This window comes from Wenzhouxiangella sp. 15190 (genome assembly GCF_003417465.1).
Lineage (GTDB): Bacteria > Pseudomonadota > Gammaproteobacteria > Xanthomonadales > Wenzhouxiangellaceae > Wenzhouxiangella.
Map to the genome: position 1 here is coordinate 38,227 of NZ_QVMV01000039.1, position 20,565 is coordinate 58,791.

15 protein-coding genes are annotated in these 20,565 nt (G+C 63.6%); 6 read left to right on the forward strand and 9 right to left on the reverse strand.

The window, feature by feature from the left end:
* The first annotated feature begins 59 nt into the window (after positions 1 to 59).
* Positions 60 to 1,358, forward strand: a complete 1,299-nt coding sequence (locus DZK26_RS10375) for a hypothetical protein (RefSeq protein ID WP_116897472.1) — start codon at positions 60 to 62, stop codon at positions 1,356 to 1,358.
* Between the two features lie 140 nt (positions 1,359 to 1,498).
* Positions 1,499 to 3,676: a bifunctional (p)ppGpp synthetase/guanosine-3',5'-bis(diphosphate) 3'-pyrophosphohydrolase gene (locus DZK26_RS10380; RefSeq protein WP_116897471.1), complete on the forward strand. Its 2,178-nt coding sequence runs from the start codon at positions 1,499 to 1,501 to the stop codon at positions 3,674 to 3,676.
* Positions 3,677 to 3,871: 195 nt separating this feature from the next.
* Here the strand turns inward: DZK26_RS10380 and DZK26_RS10385 are convergent, their stop codons facing one another.
* A complete protein-coding gene (locus DZK26_RS10385) occupies positions 3,872 to 8,302 on the reverse strand; it encodes a glycosyltransferase (protein WP_147306610.1) in 4,431 nt (1,476 codons plus the stop codon).
* A gap of 205 nt (positions 8,303 to 8,507) precedes the next feature.
* Here DZK26_RS10385 and mrcB point away from each other — a divergent pair, with 205 nt between their 5' ends.
* The 4 genes from mrcB to tsaB are packed head-to-tail and all read left to right on the forward strand — an operon-like array spanning position 8,508 to position 13,862.
* Positions 8,508 to 10,733 (forward strand): penicillin-binding protein 1B, encoded by a 2,226-nt coding sequence (mrcB, locus tag DZK26_RS10390; protein ID WP_181918293.1) that lies wholly within the window; start codon positions 8,508 to 8,510, stop codon positions 10,731 to 10,733.
* A 43-nt stretch (positions 10,734 to 10,776) separates the two neighbouring features.
* The gene (locus DZK26_RS10395; protein ID WP_116897468.1) at positions 10,777 to 11,301 is read left to right on the forward strand and encodes a tetratricopeptide repeat protein; all 525 of its coding nucleotides are present in this window, start codon (positions 10,777 to 10,779) and stop codon (positions 11,299 to 11,301) included.
* Entirely contained in the window at positions 11,302 to 13,209 is a 1,908-nt protein-coding gene (locus DZK26_RS10400) for an ATP-dependent DNA helicase (RefSeq protein ID WP_116897467.1), read from the forward strand.
* Positions 13,206 to 13,862 (forward strand): tRNA (adenosine(37)-N6)-threonylcarbamoyltransferase complex dimerization subunit type 1 TsaB, encoded by a 657-nt coding sequence (gene tsaB, locus DZK26_RS10405; protein WP_116897466.1) that lies wholly within the window; start codon positions 13,206 to 13,208, stop codon positions 13,860 to 13,862. The genes DZK26_RS10400 and tsaB overlap by 4 nt, the downstream gene beginning before the upstream one ends.
* 188 nt (positions 13,863 to 14,050) lie before the next feature.
* Here the strand turns inward: tsaB and ptsP are convergent, their stop codons facing one another.
* The 8 genes from ptsP to DZK26_RS10445 are packed head-to-tail and all read right to left on the reverse strand — an operon-like array spanning position 14,051 to position 20,525.
* Positions 14,051 to 15,793 (reverse strand): phosphoenolpyruvate--protein phosphotransferase, encoded by a 1,743-nt coding sequence (gene ptsP, locus DZK26_RS10410; RefSeq protein ID WP_116897465.1) that lies wholly within the window; start codon positions 15,791 to 15,793, stop codon positions 14,051 to 14,053.
* Positions 15,790 to 16,059 carry an HPr family phosphocarrier protein gene (locus DZK26_RS10415; RefSeq protein ID WP_116897464.1) on the reverse strand — a complete coding sequence of 90 codons (270 nt, stop codon included), beginning with the start codon at positions 16,057 to 16,059 and terminating at the stop codon, positions 15,790 to 15,792. The genes ptsP and DZK26_RS10415 overlap by 4 nt, the downstream gene beginning before the upstream one ends.
* A complete protein-coding gene (locus DZK26_RS10420; protein ID WP_181918292.1) occupies positions 16,056 to 16,433 on the reverse strand; it encodes a PTS sugar transporter subunit IIA in 378 nt (125 codons plus the stop codon). The genes DZK26_RS10415 and DZK26_RS10420 overlap by 4 nt, the downstream gene beginning before the upstream one ends.
* On the reverse strand, positions 16,430 to 17,290 hold the full coding sequence (gene rapZ, locus DZK26_RS10425; RefSeq protein ID WP_116897462.1) for an RNase adapter RapZ: 861 nt from the start codon (positions 17,288 to 17,290) through the stop codon (positions 16,430 to 16,432). The genes DZK26_RS10420 and rapZ overlap by 4 nt, the downstream gene beginning before the upstream one ends.
* Positions 17,287 to 18,237 carry an HPr(Ser) kinase/phosphatase gene (hprK, locus tag DZK26_RS10430; RefSeq protein WP_116897461.1) on the reverse strand — a complete coding sequence of 317 codons (951 nt, stop codon included), beginning with the start codon at positions 18,235 to 18,237 and terminating at the stop codon, positions 17,287 to 17,289. The genes rapZ and hprK overlap by 4 nt, the downstream gene beginning before the upstream one ends.
* Entirely contained in the window at positions 18,234 to 18,704 is a 471-nt protein-coding gene (locus tag DZK26_RS10435) for a PTS sugar transporter subunit IIA (RefSeq protein WP_116897460.1), read from the reverse strand. Before DZK26_RS10435 ends, hprK begins: the two co-directional genes overlap by 4 nt.
* Before the next feature lie 32 nt (positions 18,705 to 18,736).
* A complete protein-coding gene (gene hpf / locus DZK26_RS10440; RefSeq protein ID WP_116897459.1) occupies positions 18,737 to 19,057 on the reverse strand; it encodes a ribosome hibernation-promoting factor, HPF/YfiA family in 321 nt (106 codons plus the stop codon).
* 52 nt (positions 19,058 to 19,109) lie between these two features.
* The gene (locus DZK26_RS10445) at positions 19,110 to 20,525 is read right to left on the reverse strand and encodes an RNA polymerase factor sigma-54 (RefSeq protein ID WP_116897458.1); all 1,416 of its coding nucleotides are present in this window, start codon (positions 20,523 to 20,525) and stop codon (positions 19,110 to 19,112) included.
* Positions 20,526 to 20,565: the final 40 nt, after the last annotated feature.

The window sequence follows — 20,565 nt, forward strand, 5'->3', positions numbered from 1 at the left end:
CAGTACAATTGTGCTTTATAGTGTCCAGACCAGCCAGGAGAATCCTGATAGTGAGACCAGTGAAGTTCATATCCGCCCTGCTGTTTTCGGGTTTCGTCGCGATGGCGTCTGCCCAGACGATCGAGCCCAGCGGCATTTCATTCAAGGTGAGCGGTTCGCCCGATTTCCCTATCCTCGACACGGGGGCAGGCAGCATTCTTGAATATGACCTTTCCGCTGACCGCATCGATTTCAGGCTTGGCGCGACCGGATCTTACGACAATCCGTTCTTCTGTTTCGACTTTTCCAGCCCGGACAGTGCGGCCGTCACCCTGAACGCCACGGATGCCAACGGCCACGCGGTGATGGATGCGGTTGGCCTGGCTTCCGAGCTCAGTTACAACCTCGCTGACACCATTTCGTTTTCACCGTCGAGTTCGGTGCAATGTTTCTTCCAGGATAATGCCGAGCAGAATCCGAAGTTCGGCCTGTTCGGTGAACTGGCCGACAATCAGAGCACTGAAACTGTGGACGAAGGCTCGCTGTTTAGCGACACGTTCGCGGCGTTTCCGGAACTGAATATTCAATATCCCAGCTTGCAAATCAATTCGGGCGAATCACTCAGTTTCGGTGATGTAGCGGTGTCTCCGGGCGACGTGATTGATTACAAATTGGTAATCGAAAACACCGGCAACGCTGCTGCCGACGAACTGGCTTTCCAGGAAGTTTTTCCGGAATATCGGACCGTTAATGACCTGCCAGAATCTCACTTTACAGCAGCTTTGAGTGAGGGGATTTGGCGGTGTGTGCCTTCTGGTAATGCTGTGTGTCCCGGTACGGCAGTAGAAAATCCAGAAATCCCTGGTACTACCGAAGGGTTTGGTTATCTGCGGTTTGAGCCCGGATCTCTTGAATTGCCTGCCGGAACCTCCTCACTTACCTTTACTATAACTCGGCAGGTAATGATTGGATCTGAAGGGTCCATAAACTTGTTTGCCGGTGCCGTTGATGGGTCAGGTAGTATCGCTAAAAATGCAGCCGCGAAAGAAACCCTATCTATTCTTGAGGACCCGGCCAGCATGGCGTTCGTTCAGCAGCCGACAGATTCTGTATTGAACGAGCCAATCAATCCTGCGGTTACCATCGAGTTGCTGGACGATAGTGGCGCACGACTGGATGTCGATAGCAGCACGTCACTTGATCTCTACCTGTGGACCAGTGATGAAAACAGTGCGAACCGAATCAGGAATGGCGTAACTCCCGAGAACGGTTTGTACACATTTGACAATATCGTTATTGAGACAGCGGGGGAGTACTTTCTAAGAGCTGAAGTCGAAGGGCTTACAGACGTGGATAGTCAGACTTTCATAGTTGACTGACAAACATCCTAGCGGGCACTTCAAACCTGGCATAGATGCCTTCGGACGTTTGCGAAATCCTGGGATGAAGGCCATAGTGCTTCCGGCAACTCCCACTCCGCTTCGGGTGGAGGCCGATTGCCTGGCCGATCGAGCGCAAAATGACGGATTGGACAGAGGGACTTGAAGCGGGTAACGCTCGTTTCACTCAACTTATTTTGCGCTGGATCGATAACTACGCGCAGAGAACGGGAAAATCAGTAGGCCATTTGCAGCATTTGCTCCAGGTGCTTGCTGAATCCCCCGGTACAAAATCGGAACAGGCGCTATCTAGCGTCTGGCACGCGCTCTCCGCCCTTTCCCGCATAAAACCCGAGCGAGCCGTCGTAGAGGCCACTATTCTCCTGCCCCTGGCTCTGGAATCGCAGGATGCGGAGCCGCAGTTTCCGACTGAATGCTCTAAAGAAGTGGCCGGTCTCCTGGAACAACTCAGGACGCTGACCTTCTTCGGCCGGACCTACCTGCCGGACGACCAGGCCCGGGCCGAGGGCCTGAGGCAGCTGCTGATGGCGCTGGTGGCCGATGTGCGCGTGGTGTTGATCGCGCTGGCCTGGCAGATCGCGCGACTGCATGCCGCTCGTGACGCCGATGAGGCCACCCGGCGCGAGGTGGCGCGCGAGACGCAGCTGATCCACGCACCGCTGGCCAATCGCCTGGGTATCTGGCAGTTCAAGTGGGAGCTCGAGGATCTTTCCTTTCGTTACCTGGAACCCGAGACTTACCAGCGTATCAGCCGGCTGGTGGCCGAGAAGCGTTCCGACCGGCAGGCGTTTATCGAGCAGTTCATGAATCGTCTGCGCCAGCTATTGGTCGACTCGGACATCGACGGCGATGTCAGCGGCCGGGCCAAGCACATCTACTCGATCTGGCGCAAGATGCAGCGCAAGGGGCTGGATTTTCACGAGCTTTTCGACGTACGTGCCGTGCGGGTGCTGGTCGACACGGTGGAGCAGTGTTACACGGTCCTCGGCCTGGTTCACACCCGTTGGCATCCGGTGCCGGGCGAGTTCGACGATTACATCACCAATCCCAAATCCAATCTCTACCAGTCGCTGCATACGGCGGTGCGTACCGACAGCGGCCGGGTCGTGGAAGTGCAGATTCGCACGCACGAGATGCATCGTCACGCGGAACTGGGTGTGGCGGCACACTGGCGCTACAAGGAAGGCGGTCCGCGCGACGACGCGCTTGAGAAGCGAATCGGCGCGATGCGCCAGCTGCTCGAAGCGCAAGAGGAGGGCGATGACGAAGCGCTGCTGGAGAGCTTCAGTAATCTCACGACCGAAGACCGCGTCTATGTGCTCACACCCAAAGGCGAGGTGCGTGACCTGGCTGCAGGAGCGACGCCGCTGGACTTCGCCTACCTGATTCACACCGAGGTCGGGCACCGCTGCCGGGGCGCCCGGGTCAACGGCCGCATCGTGCCGTTGACCTACCAGCTTCGCAACGGCGATCGCGTCGAGATTCTCACCACCCGGGAACCCAGGCCTTCGCGCGACTGGCTGGTTCCGCGACTGGGCTACATCGGTACGGCGCGGGCCCGGGCCAAGGTGCGGCAATGGTTCCGCCAGGCCAACCAGGAAGAAAACCTTGCCGCCGGCCGGCAAGCGATCGAAGCCGAGTTTCGTCGGCTCGATCTCGACCAGGAAGAAATCCGCAAGGTGATGGAGAAGTTCAACGCCACGCGCGTCGAGGATCTCTTCGTCAGTGTCGGTGCCGGTGACGTGACGGCCACCCAGGTCGCCCAGGCGGTCGAACGCCTGCATGCGCGCGAGCAAAAGGAAAGCGAGGGAATTGCGTTACAGCGTCGACCCGTGGAAAGCGATGGCGGCGACGACGTGCGCATCGAAGGCGTGGGCAGCCTGATGCACCATATGGCTCGTTGCTGCCAGCCCGTTCCGGGCGATCCCATCGCCGGCTACATCACTCGCGGACGGGGCGTGAGCATTCATCGTCGGGACTGCCGACAATTTCTCAACCTGCAGGGTAGCCAGCCCGAGCGAGTACTCGACGTACAGTGGGCCAGCGGACCGCGTAGCCGTTATGCCTCAAGGATCGCGATCAACGCCTGGGACCGGCGCGAACTCATCAAGGACATCGGTACCTTGCTGGCATCCGAGAAGGTCAACGTCACCGGGATGAACGCCCGACATGCCGACAGCAGCGACGAAGTCGAGATCGAACTCACGGTTCAGGTAGAAGATTTCGATCAGCTCGCCACGCTACTCAATCGCCTCCAGACCATCCCCAGCGTCACCGACGCCCGTCGGTTACGTTAACCGGCAAAAATCTTCAAACCCAAAGCAAAACCATAAAACCACGGAAGACACGGAAAGCACGGAAATGCCTGATTGGTAGAGAGTGCTTCGAAGGGTGAAGAATTGCCCGTCGAGGTGAGCTCTTTCGTCAGAAAAGCTTTTCTTTTCCGTGAATTCGGTGTTTTCCGTGGTTCCTGCTTTTTTGCGTCTTTGTGGTTAGTCGTTCTGCGAAAGTGAACTCAGCATCTCGTTGATGGCCCGCCGGGCCGCATCGAAGCTGAAGTGTTCCTCGACGTTGGCCAGGCCGCCGTCGGATAGCCTCGTCCAAAGCGCTTCGTCGCTGTAGGCGCGCACGATGGCCTCGGCAAAGCTCTCGGACGTGTCGGCAATTAGTACGTCTTTGCCGTCTTCGAGATACATGCCTTCAGCCGCGCAGCGGGTGGCCACGACCGGCAAGCCCCAGGCCATCGCCTGGTTGACTTTGCCCTTGACGCCGGCACCGTAGCGTAGTGGGGCGACTGACAGTCGACAGCCTTCCAGGTAGGGTGTGAGATCGGCCACGTAGCCGTGGATGACAACGCCGTTACTGCGTCGTTCGCGCAGGGATTCGGGCATGCGGCTACCGATGATGTGCAAGCGCACATCAGGAATCTCGCTTCTCACCAGCGGCATGATCTCATCGATCAACCACTCGACCGCATCCAGATTGGGCGGATGCTGGAAACCGCCGACAAACATCAGGTCGCGTCGGTGGGCCCATGCCCGACTGCGCCCATGGATGTGATGAATATTCGACAGAACCTGGATACGCGCCTCGGGTACTAGCTGATCAAGCAGTTCTTTCTCGGCCGGGCTCACAACCAAAGTGGTATCGCATTGGCGGATCAGCGTCAGCTCCGACTTGCGGGTTCTTTGAGCAGTTCGTCGGGCCTTATCGTCACCGCAAAGCTGGGCCAAGCGCTCTTCGCGCAGGAAGTGCAGATCCACGGTATCGAACACCACCGAGGCTTGTCTGCAGTGCTTTCGAATGGCGTCGATCAACGGTTCGAGTACGTAGTGACGGCTGACGATGACCTGGGTGAGCCGGCTTCCGTATTCGGTCAGCCAGGATTCCGCATCACTCACCCAGGGGTGGTGCAGTACTTCGATACCCCGCGCCTGTAGGTCTCGCGAGTAGCGTGCGACCCATGCCAGGTTCTGCGGCATGAAACTCACCCTGAATCCCATGTCGCGCAGGATCGTGAGAATGGCGACCATACGCATCGAGCCGGAGTCCTTGTCCGGTTCGGGAGTGGTGGCGTCGATGATCAGAACATGACCGCTTAAGCGTCGGTAGCGAGCCGAGTGAACTCCTTCGGGTCCGGGAGTCGGGTCCGGCTGCTTCTGCAACTGCTGTTTCCAGCGTTGCTGGAATTTCTTGCGGTTAACGGCCTGAAATCGCTTGGTGCCCGAAGATTCGTCGGTGCCCGAACTGATACCTTCATGATGCACGATGGTACAGGCCGGCTGATAGATCACCCGCAGGCCGCGTTCGCGTACACGGAAGCACAGGTCGGTATCTTCGTAGTAGGCGGGTGCGTAGTGCGAATCGAAGCCCTCGAGTTGCTCGAACTGGACGCGCTCGATGGCCAGGCAGGCGCCCGAGACGTAGTCGGTTTCGCTGGCAAAGCTGTACTCGGGCCGATCGGGCCGATCGCCACGGCCGTAGTTCCAGCCCGAGCCATCCTTGAAAATGATTCCGCCGGCCTCCTGCAGACGGCCGTCCGGATAGACCAGCCGCGCGCCCACAATGCCGGTATCGGGGAAACGACTGAAAGTCTGGATCAGGGCCTCCAGCCAGCCTTCGGTGACGGTGGTGTCGTTGTTCAGAAAGACCAGATAGCGGCCACGAGCCGCTGCGGCGCCGGCATTGCAGCTGGCGATAAAGCCGCTGTTGGTGGTGTTGCGGATGACTCGCAGGCCTCGACAGGCTGCGAGGTACTCAGCGGTTTCATCGCTTGAGCAATCGTCAACGATGATCAATTCGCTTTCGATATTATGACTGTTGTATGCAGCAATCGAGTTGAGACAGGCTGAGGTGTAGTGCGCCTTGTTGAATACAGGCACCACGATGCTCACTAGCGGCTCAGAGGTCGTGTCGAGGGTAACCGGTTCGAGGGTACCCTCCGATGGTTCCATGGCTTCGAATGTAACGGGAGCCTCGGGGGAGGTATGTACCCCTTGCTGCATCAACTCGAGCGTGCCGCGCACACCGTGTAGTCGCAAGTGGAGCCGCAGCCGCCGAAGTAGTAAAGGCCACTGCAAGGGGTTGTAGACGCGTCGGCGAATGGCGTTGGCGGCGACGCGGTTGGCCACGCGCAGCGGTCGAGTCAGACGCCAGGATCGGCTTGCGAAAATGGTTTGGAGTTCGTGATCGAGGTGCTCCGCCCGGGCGAGCTGTGCTTCGGTGTCTTTGTGGGCCAGCTCGAGTTCCCTTTCCGTCGCTTCAAGCTGGCTTTGTCGATCGGCAAGGCGCTGCTGGACTTCGGACAGGCGTTCCTTGTGCTCTAAGATTTCGCCCTCGAGCCGCTGCGCCCACTGCGTGCGATCGGTGGCCAGCCGTTCCTGCTTCCGGGCCCAGTCGGTTCTTTTCTCGAGGTCGATGCGCAACGCTTCGACCTCATCGCGTAATGCCGCGTGCTGTCGTCGTGTGTCCACCAGGTCGGCGGCCTTGCTCGCGGAACGCAGTGCGCTGCTCGTACTCGCGCTTGCGGCCGGTGGTTCGGCCGTTCGCAGGCCCACGATGCCATCGAGTGTCGAAAGCGTTTCGCTGATCGACGCCTCGGCGGGTAGTGCGGCCCGCAATGCCTCGAGCTGTCCGGACCGCTCGCGCAGCGCCCTGACGGCCCTGATGAGCGACTCAGGGTCGGGATCGAAAAGTATCCCGTCGGTTTCGTGGCGAATGCGTTCGATGAAACTGCCCGTGCGCGTAGCCACCGGTACGAGGCCGAGCGCCCGCGTTTCGGTCAGGGCATAGTTCCAGGTCTCCGCTACCGTGGACAGGAACAGGGCGGCCTGCGCGCCGATGCGCGCGAGGTGGTCCGGCAACTCGTCATGACGGTAGTCGAGGACGACATCGACCTCGGGTTGGCCGAAAAAGCGCATGCCGTGATGACCGCAGCCCAGCAGCGTGATGCGGGCGTGCTCGCGAAGTCCTTCGATGGCGGCATCGAGCAGCCCGAGTCCCTTGCCCGGGGACAGTCGGCCGACGACGACCAGGTTGAGCCGGCCGTCGGGCAGGGCGCTTGGCAGGACCTCGGGCGCATCGGATGACCAGCCGGCGAAGCCGTGGGGGACGACTTGCGCCTCCTGGAGGGGGTCATCGACCAGTGTTCGCCAGCGTTCAAGGACGTGTTCGGCTGGCGCTGCCAGGGCGATCTCGTGCTTTCGGACGGCTTCCAGCCAATTTTCGGCCAGTGCTTGCCAACGTCCTGCGCGACGCTCGGCGAAAAGGAAATTGTCGCCGGAATCGTTGATGGCTCGATCGAGTTCGATTCGGCCGTCCTCACCGGCCCAGGCGAGCGGATCCTGGTCGAGTACCGGCCAGGCCGGGTAGTAGTCGTGCAGCATTTCTACCGTCGGCAGGCCGGTGGCCAGGGCATCCAGGCTGTGGCCGATCAAGGAAGAGACGATGATCCGTGCCACGCCGTAGCGCCGTATCACGGTGTGGAGTATCTCGCGATACTGCGCGTGTGTGCTGTCCGTGCCGGCGATGGCCGGCGCCAGTGTCCATTCGCGGATGCAGGCCCGGCCGGGTCCGGCCGCATACAGCTTGAGCCACTGGCCGTGAATCGTGCCGTCGGTATGCCCGCCGGCCGACAGCACGAGGTGACGGTGGCCGTCGTCGGCGGTAATGAGATCATCGATCCAGCGCGCTACGCCGCCGCCCCAGTCATGACTGATATGCAGCACCACGGGTTGCCCGTCGAAGCCGAACAGGGGCAGGGGCGCGGTCACACTTTCTCCGGCCACGGCCTCGATGGCCGTGGCCAGGTGTCCAAGGGCCGCGCGCAGGTCCGGGGTGTGTGGCCCGCCATCGTCGCGGCCCTGCGGATCGTGGATCCAGAGACCGTCGTAGATCCAGCAGTGCTCGCTTTCGGCTTGTTGAATTGCTTCTTCGGTCCGCCCGGGCGGTACGATCGCCAGGCGTTCGGGCCGGTACCGAACCGGTGTCCAGCGCAGTTCGGCCGCCGCCTGGACGATCGAATCGACCGTGCTGCCGTCTTCCGGGTCCATCAGGCCGGCCGAAGGGTCGAGGCCGCGCTGGTGGTTGCCCGGCAATGTCAGCAGCGGTGGACAGTCGGGGGAAGCCAGTAGGTGGCCCAGGCGGGCGGCGAATCGGCGCGGCAGGGCGAAGCCCGGGGCCAGCAGCACGACGCCGTTTTGAGTACGCTTCGGGTCAATCTCGCCCAGCCAGGTCCACCACGAACCGCGGCTGCCGGGCAGAACGTCCAGGCCTTCACCAACCGGTCCGCCCTCGCTGGAAATGATGTCGCCGGGGAGTTCTCGCCGCACGGCGTCGAGCCAACCGCGATCGATGGTCACCCCGGGCTCGGCTAGAACGACGACCAGCGGCGAGATTCTGGTTGTGCTGTCGGAATCAGTCACGTGGTTGGAGTGGCATGAGAACGTTATTCGGGGTCGAGGACCTGACGGTATACTGCCTTAAACCGGTCCGGCCGGTCGGGTCCGTCGCCGCAAACGGGCAATTATCCTTCAACCACAGGCTCCTGTCACCTCGCGTATGGCCAGCAAGCCACGGCGCCGCCGCAAGCAACGATCAAGGTCGAGCAAGTCGAAAAGCTCCCGGCGCTTGCCTCGCTGGCTTCTGCGCTCGCTACTGTTCGCGTTGGGGCTGGCCATCGGCTTGCTGGGACCCTGGGTGTGGTGGCTCGACCGGGAAGTGTCGTTGCGCTTCGCCGACCGGCACCTGACAGAAGCCAGTCGTGTCTATGCCCGCCCGCTGGAATTGCACGACGGCCGTGCCTTGTCGCACCGGGATCTGCTCGTGGAACTCGAAGCCACCGGCCTGCGGGCCGGTTCCCCCGAGCGTCCGGGGCGATTTCGCGTGGAAGGCGAGCGCATCGACTTACATCTGCCGGCGTTCGACTTTCCCGACGGTCATCAACCCGCGCAGCGCGGTGCTGTACGGGTTCGGGGCGGACGGGTCGAGTTGCTCGGTGAGGCCGCCGTTCTGCGCCTGCCGCCGGCCGAACTGGGGCGCATCCTGCCGCTGGACGACCGCGTCCGGACAATGCTGGAACTGGCCGAGTTTCCACCCCTGCTGGTCGCCGGTGCCCAGGCGGTCGAGGACCGGCGCTTCAAGCATCATTTCGGCATCGACCTGCGCGGGCTGGCGCGGGCCATGTGGGCCAACCTGCGCGCCGGGGAGGTGGTGCAGGGCGGCAGCACCGTCACCCAGCAACTGGTCAAAAACCTGTTTCTTACGCCCGAGCGCAGCCTGCTTCGCAAGTTCAACGAGGCGATCATGGCCGTCAGCCTGGAACTGCGTTTTTCCAAGGCCGAAATTCTCGAGGCCTGGCTCAACGAGGTCTACATGGGCCAGGACGGCCGGCGCGCCATCCACGGTTTCGGCAGGGCGGCCGAATACTACTTCGGGCAGCCGCTCGAGGCGCTGGATGCCGGCCAGATCGCGCTGCTGGTGGGCATGGCGCGCGGCGCGTCCTGGTATCACCCGCTGCGCAACCCCGAGCATGCGCGCGATCGCCGGAATCTCGTGCTGGCCATGTTCCACGAGACGGGATTGATCGGCGAGGCGACCCTGCAGCGCCAGCGTCAAGCCGGCCTGGGATTGCGCCCCTCGCTGCGTTCCGGCGCCAGCCAGTACGGCGCCTTCCTGGACCTGGTCGGCCGCCAGCTGCGGTCCGATTATCGGGATCGGGACCTGCGCGGCACCGGCCTGCGCGTGTTCACCACGCTCTCGCCTTCGGCACAGCGTCGGGCCGAGACGGCACTGGCCGAGGGCCTGGTCCGGGTCGAGAGCGAGCCCGACTTCTTGCAGGGGGCCATCGTGCTGCTCGAGCCCGATAGCGGCGAGGTTCGGGCGCTGGTCGGCGATCGCGTGCGTGGCCGGCACGGCTTCAACCGCGCACTCGACGCCCGCCGCCAGGTCGGGTCGGTTATCAAGCCACTGGTCTACATGCTCGCTCTGGCCCGGCCGGAAGCGTTCACGCTGGTCACGCCGGTGGCCGACGAACCGCTGACCGTCGATATTTCGGGTTCGGGGCCGTGGCAACCCGTCAACCATGATGAAGTCAGCCATGGAAAGGTTCCCCTGCTCGAGGCGCTGGCGCGAAGCTACAACCAGGCTAGCGTGCGCGTCGGCCTGGCTGTCGGCGTCGATGCGCTGTTCGAGTTGATGCGCCAGCTTGGTGTGGCACCGGGACGCGATGCACACCCCGCGGCATTTCTGGGGGCCGTGAACCTCACACCCCTGCAAGTCGCCCAGCTTTACCAGCCGATTGCCTCCGAGGGCTACAGTGCTCCCGTTCGCTCGGTGCGCGAAGTCGTCGATTCCGACGGCGAGACCATCGCCCGCTATCCGCTCAGACTCAAGTCGCTGAAGCAGCGCGAGGCGCTGGCACTGGTGGACTTCGCGCTGCGCCGCGTGGTCACACACGGCACCGGCCGCTCGCTGAGCCGTCTGCTGACCGACGATCCGGGCGTGCGCGGCAAGACCGGCACTACCAACGATCGGCGCGACGCCTGGTTCGTGGGTTACACGAACGACTGGCTGGGCGTGGTCTGGGCCGGTCGCGACGACAACAAGCCCGCCGGTGTCGGCGGCGCCAGTACCGCGCTGCCGGTGTGGGCCGGGCTGTTCAATGAGTTGCCCACCCGGCCCGTGCGATCCGGCTGGCCCGACAGCGTCGAGTGGTTCTGGGTCGAGTGGCCGCAGCCGAAACTGGCGGCCGAGTACTGCGACGGGGCGGTAGCCATCCCCTTCATTGCCGGCAGCCAGCCCGAGGTCCTGTCGGACTGCCTGGAGCGACGCGGTTCCGGGCCATTCAATCGCTGAATCCCTGTACCATTGAGCCAGTTGACTGGCTGAAGCCTCTGGCATGCAATCGATCCGTTCCTTCTCCCGATTTCCGGCATTCGCAACCCTCGCGCTGTTGGCGATGATGGTATTGGCTGCCTGCGCCCCCTGGCAGCCGACCCTGGATGATCCCGAGATCGCCGAGCAGGTACGTGCACCGGAGGGGGGTGAAGAGCCGAGCGGCCTTCAGGTCTATCCCCTGCGCAACCCGGCCGTTCGCGAGCTCGAAAGCGCGGCCGAGGCGGCCCGCGAAAACGGCGACTTCGATCGGGCCGAGGCCTTGCTCGAGCGTGCGCTGCGCATCGAGGACCGCGACCCCGAGTTGCTCCAGCGCATGGCCGAACTTCAGCTCTCGCGCGGGCGGTGGGAGCAGGCCGAAAGCTACGCCAGGCGCTCCTGGGAGCTGGGTCCGCAGGTGGGCGACATCTGCCGCCGCAACTGGCGCACCATGGCGCTGGCGCGTGAACGCGACGGCCAGGTTGTGGCGGCGGCACGCGCGCGCGAACGCGTCGAAATCTGCCCGCTCGAGCCACCCGAGCGTTATTGAATGAGCCAATCGCTGGCCACGCTGTTCGGACCCGACGGTGCGCTGGCCGAAGCGTTGCCGGCTTTCCGTCCCCGGGAAGGGCAACTCGAACTCGCCCGGACCATCGATCGTTGTCTTGAGGCGGGCCAGGATCTGGTGGCCGAGGCGGCGACCGGCACCGGCAAGACCCTGGCTTACCTCGTGCCGGTGCTGCTCAGGGGTGATCGCACCATCATTTCCACCGGCACGCTCAACCTGCAGGACCAGTTGTTCCGGCGTGACCTGCCGCTTGCGCTCAAGGCCCTGGGCGTGGAGCGCAAGGTCGCGCTGCTCAAGGGGCGGGCCAACTACCTGTGCCTGCACCGGCTCGAGCGACACGTCTCCGAGCCGGAGCTTTTCGAAGACGTTATGGATGAGCTGCGCACGGTGCAGCGCTGGGCCCGGCACACCAACAGCGGCGAAATCAGCGAGATCGACGAGATTCCGGGCGCCTCGCGCGTGTGGCCCCTGGTGACTTCCACGCAGGACAATTGTCTGGGCAGCGATTGCCCGTTTCTCTCGGATTGCCACCTTGTGCACGCCCGGCGGCAGGCCCAGGAGGCCGATGTCGTGGTGGTCAATCATCACCTGCTGTTCGCCGACATGGCGCTCAAACAAACCGGTTTCGGCGAGGTGTTGCCGGGTGCGGAGACCGTCATTATCGACGAGGCCCACCAGGTGCCCGAAACCGCCATGCGCTTTTTCTCGCAGGGCTTGAGTGCCTGGCAGGTACGTGAACTCGCCCGCGATACCCTGGCAGCGAGCGCCGGTGCGGCCGGCAGCCTGAAGTTGCTGCAAACCCCTACGGCCAACCTGCGCGCCGCACTCGAGCAGGCAGTGAGCGCCAACGTCGACCTGCCGCGCCGGGGCGAATACTCGGCCCTGCGCGGTTGCCTGAATGAGTTTCAGACCCTGGCCCGTTCACTCAACGATCTGGCCCGCGCGCTCGATCCACTGGCCGAGCGCACACGCGATCTGGCCAATTGCGCCGAGCGCGCCTGCGTTCTGCACGACGGCCTGCACGCTTTTCTGGAGGGCAAGGAAGGCTACGTGCGCTGGTTCAGCAGCCGCAACGGGCGTTTCCAGCTCAATCTGACGCCGCTGGATGTCGCCGCGCCGCTGACCGAATTGCGTGAGCGCGTGCCGGCGAGCTGGGTCATGACCTCGGCCACGCTGGCGGTCAACGGCCGTTTCGAGCATTTCACCCGCCGGCTCGGCCTGGATTCGGCCGAGGAACTGGTCGTCGAGAGTCCCTTCGACTACCCCAACCAGACGCGGCTGTGGATTCCCGAGAACCTGCCCGAGCCGCGCGATCCGTCGCATACCGAGGAATTGCTCCAACAGGTCCTGCCGCTGCTGCGTGCCGCCGGCGGCAGGGGCTTCCTGCTGTTTACCGCCCATCGTGCGCTGCAGCGCGCGGCGCAGTGGCTGCGCGCACACACCGATTTCAACCTGCTTATCCAGGAAGACGCACCGCGCCACGTGTTGCTGGAACGTTTTCGTACAACACCCAACAGCCTGCTGCTGGGTGCAGCGAGTTTCTGGGAGGGCGTGGACGTCCCCGGCCGGGCGCTGAGCGTGGTGGTCATCGACAAGTTGCCCTTTGCCGCCCCGGACGACCCGGTGCTCGAAGCCACGCTCAAGGCGGTTCGCGAGGCCGGCGAGAATCCCTTTACCACCGTCCAGTTGCCGCAGGCGGTGCTCGCACTCAAGCAGGGCGCCGGACGGCTGATCCGGCAGTGGAACGACTTCGGCGTGCTGGTTCTGGGTGACCCACGCATCACGCAGAAACCCTACGGCCGGATCTTCCTCAAGAGCTTGCCGCCGATGACCCGGTCGAAAAGTGCGGCCGAAGCGGCCGAATTCCTGCGCGAGAGGCTGGCGGCATGATCTGCTTGGCGTTGGAAACCGCGACCGATTTCTGCTCCGTGGCGCTGGAGGTCGACGGCGAAATCAGCGTGCGCGAGGCTCTGGCGCCGCGCCGCCATGCCGAGTTGCTGATTCCATGGATTCGCGAACTGCTCGAAGAGCGCGACATTGGTTTTGGCGACCTCGATGCGCTGGCCGTCTCGCGCGGCCCGGGTGGCTTCACCAGCCTGCGCATCGGCCTGGGCGTGGCCCAGGGCATCGCGCTGGCCCACGAGCTGCCGATCCACGCGGTCTCGACGCTGGCCGCGCTCGCCCGCGCCGCCGACTCTGAATGGCACGCCAAACACGTCCTGGCCGTGCTGGATGCACGCATGTCGGAAGTGTATGCGGGATTTTTCGACAGCCGCGACGGCGACCACGTCGCCGTGGCCGACGAAGTGGTCGTGCCGCCGGCCGGCCTGGCGCTACCGCACGAGGGCCCCTGGCTGGCCGCCGGCTCGGGCCTGGCGAGCTACGGCGACGAACTGGAAAGCGTTCTGGCGGGAAAGGTTTCCGAGAAACACCCGGACATCTGGCCGGATGCCCGCAGCGTGCTGGCCCTGGCCGAAACGGTCGAGCCGGTGCATGCCTGGGAGCTCGAGCCCAAATACGTCAGGGATGATGTCGCCAACTAAATCAATTTTCTAAACTCCAATGCCACCTGCATTCCGCTGAGCCGCATTTTGGTCATTCGGTTATTGGAATTTCGATTTTGTTTGGAGTTTGGTGCTTGGGATTTGGTGCTTCGTCTTTCGTCGCACATAACGTGAGCTATGCGGACCGGACCATCAATGGCGGGTGGTCGAATACGGAATATCGCCTCTCAGCGTGCCCCACCGGAATGCCGGAGTCGCTCCAGCAGCTTGGCGCTACGCTGGTCGCCGTGCGCGCGAAAGCGCTCAACGATGTGGCGGCAGCGATCGGCACTGGCCTCGATCAGGCTTTTCTTGACCGGGGCCACGCGTGCCGGCGGCATGCTGAAATGTTTTACACCCAGGCCGAGCAGCAGGCGGGCAGCGCGTTCGTCTCCGGCCAGTTCGCCGCAGACAGTCACCTCCAGGTTCCGGCGTTGGCCGACATCGACTATGCGGCCGAGCAGTTCAACGATGGCCGGATGGGCCGGTTCGTAGAGGTAGCTGACCAGCTCGTCCTGACGATCGATGGCCAGTACATACTGGATCAGGTCGTTGGTGCCGATGGACAGGAAGTCCAGCTCGGTGGCCATGGCCTCGACATTGAGAGCCGCCGCCGGTGTTTCGATCATGCCGCCGACAGGAAGCTCGGGATCGATTTCCAGGCCGTCGGCGCGCAGCGTTTCGCGGCATTGCGCGATCAACTGGCGGGCCTGGGCAATTTCTTCGATGTTGGTCAGCATCGGCAGGAGGATGCGGACCGGGCCCTCGACGGAGGCCCGCAGGATGGCGCGTAACTGGTCGCGAAACAGGTCGGTGACCGAAAGGGACAGGCGCAGGCCGCGAAGGCCCAGGGCGGGGTTGGGTCCACGCGTTAGTGACAGGGAATCGGGGAGCTTGTCGCCGCCGGCGTCCAGGGTCCGGATCGTCACCGGCTTGCCGGCCATGGCCCGGATGGCGTTTCGGTAGGCGCGGTACTGGGCTTCCTCGTCGGGAATGTGCTCGTCGAGGAACAGGTACTCGGTGCGCATCAGCCCGATGCCGTCCACGCCGGCCTCCATGCAGCGTTCGAATTCAATCGGCAATTCGGCATTGCCGTGCAGCTGGAAGGTCTTGCCGTCGGCGGTGCGCGATGGCCGGGACAGGAATCGTTTGAGTTCGCTGCGGTGACGTTGGCTGGTCGACTGTTTTTCGGCGTAGTGGCGCTCGAGGTTTTCGTCGGGACTGACCAGCACGGCGCCGTAGTGACCGTCGAGCACGACCCGTTCGCCCTCGGTCAGCAGGTCCAGCGCATGGTGGACACCCACCACCATCGGGATTTCCAGGCTGCGCGCCAGGATGGCGGTGTGCGACCACGGCCCGCCGTGCTCGGTCACCAGGCCGGCCACCCGGCGCTGGCTGAGAACGGTCAGGTCCGCCGGTGTCAGTTCGGCCGCGATCAGGACGGTGTCGTCGAGCCGATGCGGCACCTGGGTGCTGAACAGGGCCGAAGGCTGGTCGGCCAGTTCTCGCTGGATCAGGCTGACGACCTGTTCGAGGTCTTCGCGGCGCAGCGCCAGGTATTCATCGTCGAGGCGCCGGAACTCCTCACGCAGTTGCTCAGCCTGTTGGGCCAGGGCCCATTCGGCATTGATCCGGTTTTCACGGATGCGATCGCAGGCAGACTCGATCAGCATCGGATCCTGCAGGATCAGGCGATGCGCTTCGAGCAGTTCGCGTGCGGTTTCGCCGCCGGATTCGCCGACACGGTCCAGGACACCCGAAAGAAAGTCGTCGCCGCGCTGAACGGCGCGCCGGACCCGCTCGATCTCGGTGTCGACGGCATCGGCTTCCAGATGGTATTCGGGCAGGGCCAGCTCGCCCGGCGTGAGCCGGTGCACCTTGCCCAGCGCAATGCCGGTGGTAACGCCGATGCCGGTCAGGGTCAGGCTCATTCACCTTCTCCGAAACGGTCGGCAACGAGCCCGGCGATGGCCTCGGCGGCTGCATCCTCGTCGGGTCCGTCGACTTCCAGCGTCAGCCGGCTGCCGCAGGGCGCGGCCAGCAGGAGGACGCCCATGATCGATTTGGCGTTCACGCGCTTGTCCTGGTGGCTGAGCCAAACCTGGCTGTCGAAACTCGAGGCGCTTTGCACCAGCTTGCTGGCCGCGCGGGCGTGCAGACCGAGCCGATTGATCAGTTCGAGTTCGATTTCCTTCATGCCCGCACGATCCCCTGGCTACCGCCTCTGGCGGCGAGCTCGGCGAGTTCAGTCGGTGCCGTGCCGGCGTGGTTGATGACCTTGAGCAGCATCGGCAGGTTCAGTCCCGACACCACCGGCATGCCGCATTCGTCGGCGGTCTGGCTGGCCAGGTTGTGCGGCGTCGCTCCCGGCAGGTCGGTAAGAACGACGGCGCCCTGTTTGTCCGCACCCGCGGCGAGGGCAAGGCGCAATGCCTCGAGGGTTTCCTCGACCCCGGACCGATACTTGACCGCGACCGTCGTGACATTCACCGGTCGGTCGAGAATATTCTCCGCTTCCAGCCGGATGGCTTCGCCGAGACCATCGTGCGTGACCAGGATGATGCCCGTCACTGTTCCAGCTCCCGGTGACTGACCAGTACGCGCATGCCTTCTTCGCGCAATTCCCGTGCGATGCGATCGACGATGTAGACCGACCGGTGCTGGCCGCCGGTGCAGCCGATGGCCACGGTCACCATACTGCGCTGGTCCTCGGCCAGGGCCGGCAGCCAGCGCCGTACGAAGGTCAGGATGTCGCTGCAGAATTCGTCGACGATGGGGTGTGATTCAAGATACTTGCGCACCTGGGCTTCCAGGCCGGTATGCGCATGCAGCCCCGGCTGCCAGTGCGGATTGGGGAGGCAGCGCGCATCGAACACCATGTCGACATCACGCGGCACCCCTTTCTTGAAGGCGAAGGATTCGAGCACCAGCGACTGGACCGATTCGTTTTCGCTCACGCCGATGGCGCGCCAGACCTGTCGCCGCAGTTGATGGATGTTGCTCTCGGAGGTATCGATGATCCAGTCGGCCTTTTCCCGGATCGGTTTGAGCAGTTTGCGTTCGGCGGCGATGGCCGTCTCCACACCCCCCAGGTCGCTCAGTGGATGGCGTCTGCGCGTTTCGCTGAAGCGCCGCACCAGGACTTTCTCGTCGGTGTCGAGGTACAGCAACTGGAAGGGCCGGTCGCCCGGCAACGAGCCGAGAAGCTCCGGGAGTCTTTCCAGGCCCTCCGGGCCCGAGCGGGCGTCGATGCCGATGGCCACCCTCGGATAGCGTTCAGGCTGGCTGTGGACCTCGCGCGCCAGGTCCGGCAGCAGCCCGCCGGGCAGGTTGTCGACGCAGTAATAGCCGAGGTCTTCGAGCGCGTGCAGGGCCACGGTCTTGCCGCTGCCCGACAGGCCGGAAATGATGATCAGCGGGTTGCTCATTGTTTGTTTTGGTGGTCGGCCAGAAGCCTGCCGTGCCGCTCCACGAATTCCGCCGCCGCGTCGAAACCCTTCATGCGCAACATGAAGTCGCGCACGGCGGCTTCAGCGATAACCGCCATGTTTCGACCGGCCAGCACCGGCAGGTTGATCTGCGGAATCTGCAGGTCAAGCACCTGGCGCTGGGCGTCGTCGCCGCGCAGCCGGTCGGTCTCGGTCCCCTCGGGGTGCGGCAGGTTGAGGTTGATGATCAACCGCAGGTACTTGCTCGCCTTGATGGCCGCGTCGCCGAACATGCGGCGGATATTGAGGATACCCAGGCCACGGACTTCCAGGCATTCCTTGAGGACCGGCGGGCAGGAGCCCTCGACGATGTCGGGGGTGAGTTGCGTGAACTCGGGTGCATCGTCGGCGATCAGGCGGTGGCCGCGAGTGAGCAGCTCCAGCGCCAGTTCGCTCTTGCCGGTGCCCGATTCGCCGGTAATCAGCACGCCGATGGTGAAAATCTCCATGAATACGCCGTGCAGGGTCTCCCGGGCGGCCAGCCGGCGCGAAATCTGGTATTCGAGAAAATTGACCAGTTCCCAGTCGTTGTGGCTGGAGGTCAGGACGGGTGTATCGCTCTCGCGGGCAAGCTTGACCAGGTCGTCGGCCACTTCCAGGCCGTTGGCAACGATGATGGCCGCGGGACGATCGTCCATGATCCTGGCCAGGGTTTCCCAGCGGGTGCGGGAGTCCAGGCCCTCCAGCCAGTCGAATTCCTCGCGCCCGATGACCTGGATGCGGGTCGAATGAATCGGTGTGAGAAAGCCGACTAGGGACGGCCGGGAGTGAAAACCGGTGGGCTCGAGTTCGCGCTTGCCGGCTTCCGACTTGCCGCTGATCCAATGCAGATCGAGACGGTCCGAAAACTGCTCGTAGAGTTCGGCCGGCGTGACGCGCTGGGTCATTGCGTCGGGGTGTCGGCCGGGTTGGCCGACAACAGTCGCAGCAACTCGTCGGGATCGTCGATGGTACGCAACGCTTCGCGCTGGGATTCGCGACCGAGGCGTTCAGCCATCTCCGCGAGTAGCCGGAGGTGAGTGTCGGTACATTGCCCCGGCACTGCCAGAGCGAAGAAAAGGTCGACCTTCTCGTGATCGGGCGCATCGAAGTCGATCGGGCGCTTGAGGCGGATCATCGCCCCGGAAACGTTTTCCTGGTTGTCGACGCGGCCGTGTGGAATGGCCACGCCCTGTCCCAGGCCGGTCGATCCCAGCCTCTCGCGCTGGCACAGACTGTCGAAGATGTCGCGGGCGTTGGCGCTGCCGGGGGCGGCGGCCAGCAGTTCGGCCGCCTTCTCCAGCAGGGCCTTCTTGCTCGAGACGGAGATGTCGACCGCGATACGATCGAGTGCGAGCACATCAACAAGCTGCATGAGATCGGACCCCTTTTGTCGTGCCGCCGGGCTCAGCCTGCCTCGGCCGGACGCGAATTGCGGTGAGACGTGACCTTGTCCTTGTGGCGCCGGACCTGGCGGTCGAGCTTGTCCATGAGCGCATCGATGGCTGCATACATGTCCTCCGACTGGGCCTCGGCGTGGAGCGGGTTGGTGCGGCCGCCGACGGTAATCGTGCCCTCGACGGTGTGCTGCAGCTTTTCGAGGTGCAGCACGAAATGCCCCGAGATGAGATTGTCGAAATGGCGCTCGAGGCGCTCGGTCTTTTCGGCAATGTAGGCTTTCAGGGCCTGGGTGATTTCAATGTTCTGTCCAGTGACTTCCAGTTGCATCAGGTCGCTCCTTGTTGCGCGAGTCAATGTTAATACAGTCCGGCGCGGGGGGTCAGCCCGTTTGCAGCCGGGCGGCCCGGCGCCGCTGGGCCGAGCCGGGGATACCGAGCTGCTCGCGGTACTTGGCCACGGTTCGCCGTGCCAGCTTGATACCGCCCTCGGCCAGTCTCTCGGCGAGTGCCTGGTCGGACAGCGGTTCGCCCGGGGGCTCCTCCGTGATCAGTCGGCGCACCCGGGCCTTGACCGCCGTGGCGGCGATTTGCTGACCGTCCTGCGTATCGATTCCGACCGAGAAGAAGAACTTGAGTTCGAAAACGCCGCGCGGCGTGTGTGCGTATTTTTCGGTGGTTGCGCGCGAGACGGTCGATTCGTGCACGCCGATGGACTCGGCGACTTCGCGCTGCAGGAGTGGCTTGAGCCCGGATTCGCCCATGCTGAAAAATTCGTGCTGGCGCTCCACGATGGCCCGCGTGACCGCCTGCAGGGTCTGGTTGCGCATCTCCAGGCCGCTGATCAGCCAGCGCGCCTCCTGCAACCGGTTTCTGAGGTATTTCTTGTCCTCGCCGCGGGCCTGTTTGGCCAGTTTCATGTACATGCCGTTGAGCTGCAGGCCGGGATCGTTGTCCGGGTTGAGGGTCACACGCCAGCCCTCCTCGGACGGATGGATGTAGACGTCGGGCACGATGTAGTTCTCGTCGTCCCGGCCGAATCGCGAGCACGGATGCGGGTTGCAGCGGCGGATGACCGCCAGGGCGGCCTGAATTTCGGACTCACCCATGCCGGTAGCGCGCACCATCGCCCGAATGTCCTGCTTGCCCAGTTCCTCCAGGTGTCGCTCGACCAGGTGGCAGGCCAGGCCCAGTGCGGGGGTGCTCGACGGCATGGCCTTGAGCTGAACCAGCAGGCTCTCGCCCACGCTGCGGCTGGCCACGCCGATCGGCTCGAAGTGCTGGACGCGTTCTAAAACCGCGGCGACTTCCTCGGTGCTGACCAGGTACTCCGGTGCCAGCGAGGCACGCAGCGTGGAAAGGTCGTCCTGCAGGTAGCCTTCTTCGTCGAGCGCGTAGATGATGGCGCGCGCGATGGCCTCGTCGGTCTCGCTGAACCCGGCCAGGTTGACCTGCCAGAGCAGGTGCTGCTGCAGCGACTCGTCGGCGCGGTCGCTGATGAATTCGTCGTAATTGGGAGCGGGGCCGGAAGTGACCGAGTAGCCTTCCGGCAGGTCGTCGAATCCGTAGTCGTCGCCGTAGTCGACTTCGAGGTCGCCGTCGAATTCTTCGGTTTGCTCGTCGCTGTCGCCCGGCGCTTCCTCGCTGCGCTCGAGCATGGGGTTGGTGTCGAGTGCTTCACGGATGGTCTGGCGCAGCTCGATACGGTTGAGCTGTAGCAGGGCAATGGCCTGGCGCAGCTGCGGCGCCAGCTTGAGCTTCTGGCCCAGCTTGAGCTGGAGACTAGCACCCTGTTTCATGACTTCGATTCTACGCCCAAAAGCCAGAATCGGACCAGTT